This window comes from Methanobrevibacter sp. (assembly GCF_045577275.1).
Classification (GTDB): domain Archaea; phylum Methanobacteriota; class Methanobacteria; order Methanobacteriales; family Methanobacteriaceae; genus Methanobrevibacter.
Window position 1 is genome coordinate 1 of sequence record NZ_JAZNIB010000040.1, and the last position, 5,817, is coordinate 5,817.

General features: G+C 33.1%; 5 protein-coding genes. 3 read left to right on the forward strand and 2 right to left on the reverse strand.

What is annotated here, in order from left to right:
• Positions 1 to 163: 163 nt before the first annotated feature.
• Both ACKI67_RS01325 and ACKI67_RS01330 read right to left on the reverse strand, forming a co-directional pair.
• Entirely contained in the window at positions 164 to 784 is a 621-nt protein-coding gene (locus ACKI67_RS01325; RefSeq protein ID WP_407461593.1) for a TetR/AcrR family transcriptional regulator, read from the reverse strand.
• 213 nt (positions 785 to 997) lie between these two features.
• Positions 998 to 1,762, reverse strand: coding sequence for an SDR family oxidoreductase (locus tag ACKI67_RS01330; RefSeq protein ID WP_407461594.1), 765 nt, complete (start codon positions 1,760 to 1,762; stop codon positions 998 to 1,000).
• Positions 1,763 to 1,963: 201 nt separating this feature from the next.
• On the opposite strand from ACKI67_RS01330, the gene ACKI67_RS01335 reads away from it, so the two are divergent.
• The 3 genes from ACKI67_RS01335 to ACKI67_RS01345 form a co-directional block, all read left to right on the forward strand.
• Positions 1,964 to 2,536 carry a hypothetical protein gene (locus ACKI67_RS01335; RefSeq protein WP_407461595.1) on the forward strand — a complete coding sequence of 191 codons (573 nt, stop codon included), beginning with the start codon at positions 1,964 to 1,966 and terminating at the stop codon, positions 2,534 to 2,536.
• 145 nt (positions 2,537 to 2,681) lie between these two features.
• Entirely contained in the window at positions 2,682 to 3,224 is a 543-nt protein-coding gene (locus ACKI67_RS01340) for a DNA-3-methyladenine glycosylase I (protein ID WP_407461596.1), read from the forward strand.
• Between the two features lie 225 nt (positions 3,225 to 3,449).
• The coding region (locus tag ACKI67_RS01345) for a non-ribosomal peptide synthetase (RefSeq protein ID WP_407461597.1) at positions 3,450 to 5,817 on the forward strand (2,368 nt) is incomplete at its 3' end.

Sequence of the window (5,817 nt, forward strand, 5' to 3'; positions counted from 1 at the left end):
ATTTCATTAAAAAATCAGGATTGGCTCATTATAATTAATTTTCATTGATTTTCTAAAAGGAAAGTGACATGGAATATTCAAAAATAATCCAATAACATTGCAGCGTAATCGAAAAGATAACTGGGTTGATGTAAAAATTTAAAAAATAGTAAAAAAATATTGATTACTTTTCAACCTTGATCAAATCCCACATGGAATCGATATTGGTTCTCATGAGCTCGACTAAATCATAATCCGGAACGGAAACCCACATTAAAAATGTTCCATTGATGGTTGACTGAACGAATTTAGCCAAATCATCGCTGTCTTTATCGATGATTTCACCTTTTGACTGGCCTTCCACTACCATTTCCTTAATGTAATCCAAGAGCTTCAAGTTAAATGCGCAGTATCTGTCTCTCATTATTTCATACTTTTGAATTCCTTCCAGATAAAGCAAGTGGATCCTTCTGAAGTCTGAAATCTCAAACTGGCTGTAAAATGAGGTTTCATTAGTCATTTCAATATCGTAACCGCTGATTTTGATGAGCAAATAGTATAAATTTTCCTTGTAATCCCCATTAAATTGTCTTATTGCTTCCAGATTACTGTCAAAAAAGTCAAAAATGTATTTTTCCATCACAGTTACAATCAAATCTTCCTTTGTTTTGAAGTGATGATAAAAATTTCCTGTTGAAACGCCAGCTTCCCTTTTTATATCTGATGTGGAAACACCAGCAAAACCTTTTTCTAAAAATAGCTTGAATGCTGAAAACAATATTTTATCTTTTGCGGTCATTGTCATTTTTTTGCCTTGATCAGTTAAATTAAAATAAATTACACAATATTAGGTTAGTTGAAACTATCATTTATTATTTATGGATAATTAAAAATATATTCTGAATTCAATTTTTTAAGGGAATTGCACTGCAGCATGCAAACAGTGCAATACATTTAAGTGAAAAATAGTTTTCCTAAAAATAAAAAAAGGAGATGATAAAAATAAATGAGATTATTCTTAACTTCTCCAACCGCAATCCGCTCTGATAACAGTACCGTTAACAATGCTTGATTCATCGGATGCAAGGAATAAGGCAACTTGTGCTATCTCTTCAGATTCTCCGAATCTTGGTGTTAAAGCCATTTGTTTGGAAATCAATTCAAATCCTTCAGGATGGCATTGTGCAGGGTCTACAGTTGCAGCCATATCTGTGTTTACCATACCTGGTGCAATGACGTTTGACCTGATGTTGTGGTTTTGGTAGAGGAATCCAGTGTTCTTTGCCAAACCGATGGCTGCATGTTTGGATGCAACATATGAAGCACCAGCAACAGTACCGGTAATTCCTCCGACAGATGCGACAGTTACAAGGGATCCTCCTCCGTTTTTATCCATTTCAGGAATTACTGCACGCATCATTTTCATTATTGCAGTCAAATTGACGTCCAGCACTTTGTTCCATAGTTCATCATCAACATCTGCCACAGGAGTCAATGGGTCAGGAACTCCTGCATTGTTGACACAAATATCGATTTTACCAAAGGTGTCTACTGTTTTTTTGACAAGTTCATCAATGTTTTCCTGCACTGACACGTCACCAACTACATAAATGGCTTTTCCTCCGTCAGCTTCTATTTCATCGACAAGCTCTTGCAATTTGTTCTCTCTTCTTGCAATGAGGGATACGCATGCTCCTTCTTGGGCGAATAATTTAGCAATTGCTCTTCCCATACCTGCTGTAGCACCAGTAACGATAGCTACTTTGTCTTTTAATCTATCCATTTTGATAACTCCTAAATATTTTTTTACGATTTTAAACATCGTTAAAAATACTATGGAAATTTAAGTATATAAATGTACCGACTTGTCTGTCTGTTTTTTATGATTGAAATAATCTTGAGGATAAATGACTTTTTTTAAATTCCAAACATTTATATGTCACCAAACTTCATTTAGTGTATACGTATCAACGGGGGTTAAATTATGGATTTTACAAAAGAAAATACACTTAAATTAATGGAAGAAATAAACTGCCATATGATAGACATCAGAAATACAATTGAAAATGCATATGAACTGGACGGGGAAGATTCCGTTTATATTTTTGATAAGGATGGCGAAATGTATTCTTACAAGGAATTTGCTGAAAAAAGAGAATATAAATTTAATTTTCTATCAGACCAGTTTTTTGAAGTTTTATCTAGTCCAGATATATTTGATTTTGATGGAATATTCATTGCCCTTGCCAAAGGAAAGATGATTTATCATGACAAGAATACTCCAAGCGATTATATCATAAAGACTGCAACTGCTGAGGAAAGGATCACCACCAATGAGTCTTATTGTGTGGCTTGGCAGTATGGGATTAAAATAAGTCATAACCTCGATGTTGAGTTTGCATGTGTATTTGGAGCTCATGCTTGTGGCTATGGTGCTGTAAGGGTATTCAAGACAATCGGCGAAGACACCTGGAAACATCATCAATGGTCTATCAATAATATTGTAAATTATATGGCAGTTCCTATGGTTTATGATGAGATAGCATTTGATGGTTAAAAAAATTTTAATCATCCAAAATCTCCATCCCACATCGAAATTCTAACAATATCCTTTTTCTGTTTTTAATAGTTTTCAATTGACATTCTTCATCATTCAAATCAATATAACAAATATTAATAATATCAAAATTTAACATATTAACATGTCTGATAAAACAAGATGTCATTGGGTAAGTGAAGCAAATGACATTCTAAAGAAATATCATGATGAAGAGTTCAGTGTTCCCAATTTTGAGGATGATTATCTCTTTGAAATCTTGGTCTTGGTCAATTTTCAAACAGGACTTTCATGGGAGATAATGCTTAGGAAAAGGGAAGCATTTAGAGAAGCATTTGACGGCTTTGATGTTGAGATGATATCTAATTATGACAAGGAAAAAATAGAAGAGCTATTGTCAAATGAAAACATCATCCGAAACAGAAACAAAATCAATGCTGTCATAAATAATGCACAAGTATTCATAGAAATCCAAAAAGAGCATGGCAGCTTCTATGACTACATCAAAACCTTTACCAACGGCGAGATATTTCATGAGCGAGGATTAACTGAATCCGAATTGTCCAGAGACATGGTAAAAGATTTGAAAAAAAGGGGAATGAAATACTTAGGTCCGGTTACCATGTATTCCTATCTTCAAACTGTTGGTGTTATAAATTCTCATGAAGAGAATTGTTTTTTATATTAATTTCTAATTTTTCTTTTTTTATTCTTTTAGAGTTTTTTCCCATCTTTTTTATGAAAATACCTTTACTTTTTTTAGAAATATATATTATTAATTAAGAATAAAATTATAATTGATTTATTAAGTTTTAGCTTTTTGTATAATTTAAATTTTTTAAATTTGTATTTTATTCAAAAAATTTAATTATTTATAACATATTAATTTAATTTTAATTTATCAGTGAGTTTTATGGATTCTAAGGGAATTAAATCTGGTTTTGACATCAATTCAAGAGAAGAAGAACATTTTGAAAATAAACATTTAGAAGGCAATAATCCAGATCTTGAAGAGAATTCATCTTCCATAGGAAAATACATCAAATTCCATAATGTCTCTTCAAATAACTATGAATCCATTAAAATATCATTGGACAATCAAAGAATCGACTCCTTTTCAAATCAATATGATTGTTCCAAATTTGAGTTTTTAATTGCAATATTCTCATTATACCTATCCAGAATAGACAATACGGAAGGTTGCATTCTTAAAACAGCAAATTCCTTATTGAAAATCGATTATATAAAAGACAATTCATTCATTGATCATTTGAATGAAGTAAAAAGGGCCTATGCTCAAGCTGCCGAAGACAAGTCTTCAGATATTGATGAGAACTTATCAAGCTATTCAATTTATGACCTTTCTGATCTGGAGGAAAATTCAGTTAAAAATGGGGAAGGATCTGCCTTGACCTTGAATATCTATGGAAATTCCTTAGAACTGGTTTATAACTCTGATTTGTTCTCCGATACATACATAAGTCACATGGGTAAGAATATTTCTTCCTTAATTGAAAATGCTTTAGATTGTCCTAATCAAAAATCTAAGGATTTGGATATTCTATCTGAAGATGAAAGAGACTTGATTTCATCCTATTCCAAAGGAAAAACTCTTGAGGTGGATAAGGAAAAGACATTAGCCATGTCCTTCATTGAAAATGCAATCGAATATCCTGATATGATAGCTATTGATGATGGTGTCAATCAAGTAAGCTATAGCCAATTAAAGGATTCTACAAATTCCATTGCATATGATTTGCTTAATAATTATGGATTGGCTTTAGGGGATTGTGTAGGATTGATGCTTCCAAGAAATTACCATTTCCCAGAACTTGTCTTGGCATTGAATATGATTGGAGTTGCATTTACTCCAATTGACCCTAATTATCCTTTCAATCGTATTGAACACATGTTGGATTTAAGTCAGTCCAAATGCATCATAAGCACTAGGGAGTTTAAGCATCTTGATTTCAATAGGGATTTTATCTATATTGAAGATTTGAATATGGACATTAGAAAACCAGTTGAATGCTTAGGAACTGCTGATGACTTATTCGCAATAATATTCACATCAGGAACAACTGGTCTTCCCAAAGGTGTAATGGTTTCCAATAAGCAAATCAAGGGTATGGCTGTTGCATTTAAAGATACTTTTAAGACTTCTTGCGGCAGTACTGTAGGATATTTTGCAAGCTTTAGTTTTATCGCATCTATTAGGTTGTTTGTATGCTTCATTTTTGCAGAAACACTCAGAATCTTCAATGAAATTGAACAGAAGGACAGCTTATTGTTGGTAAAAGCTCTTAAAGACCAGGAAATGAGTGATTTGATTTTGCCTCCTTCAATAGGCATTCCTATTTATGAAAATGAGGATATTAAGTTGAAGCATTTGATTTTAGCAGGTGCAAAACTAAATGAATTAAGCAATAGAAAAAGCAACACCCGTTTGGTTAACTTTTACGGTACAACAGAAATTATTATGGCATTGGTTAAGATATTTGATTTAAACGTTGACAGTGAAAGCACTACTGTTGGATGGCCTGTCCCAAACACTTGGGCATATGTTCTGGATGATGAGGGTATGCATGTTCCTATTGGAGTCCCAGGGGAAGTTTGCATTTCAAGCGATTATATAAGTCCCGGATACTATGATAATCCAGAATTGACAGCCGAATCTTTTGTAGATAATCCTCATTCCACCTGCAAAGACAATGAAAGAATGTACCGAACCGGTGATATTGGATTTTATAATTTTGATGGTGAGATTGAAATCATTGGCCGTAAGGATGATCAATTGTCTGTCAGGGCTTTCCGTATTGAATCCGGAGAAATTTTAAACATCATGAAAAGCTTTCCGGAAATTTCTGACATTTACTTGGATGTTGACAATGACAATCTCATTGCATACTATGTATCAAATGATGACTTTGATATTGGGAAAGTTAAAGATGCTTTAGGAAATGAATTGCCTTATTATATGATTCCATCACTTTTTGTTAAGTTGGATAGCATTCCATTGAATCCAAATGGCAAGCTTGACAAGTCATTGCTGAAGAATAAGATTAGGGAAAGTTCCAATATTCTCATTGGAGATGACCTTATCCAATCTGTTGTTGATGGGTTTAAAGAGGTTTTGGACTATGACAGTGTCCTATTGGATGATGATTTTATCCAATTGGGAGGAAACTCATTGTCTCTAATGAAACTTCAATTGATATTGAATGAGAGATTAGGGATTCATTTGTCTTCCGCTCAAATCATGGAGCTTCGAACACCGATTA

Bases quoted from the DNA above. Each gene is read 5' to 3' on its own strand.
- ACKI67_RS01335 (WP_407461595.1), top strand. From the start codon at position 1,964: ATGGATTTTACAAAAGAAAATACACTTAAATTAATGGAAGAAATAAAC.
- ACKI67_RS01330 (WP_407461594.1), bottom strand. From the start codon at position 1,762: ATGGATAGATTAAAAGACAAAGTAGCTATCGTTACTGGTGCTACAGCA.
- ACKI67_RS01325 (WP_407461593.1), bottom strand. From the start codon at position 784: ATGACAATGACCGCAAAAGATAAAATATTGTTTTCAGCATTCAAGCTA.
- ACKI67_RS01340 (WP_407461596.1), top strand. From the start codon at position 2,682: ATGTCTGATAAAACAAGATGTCATTGGGTAAGTGAAGCAAATGACATT.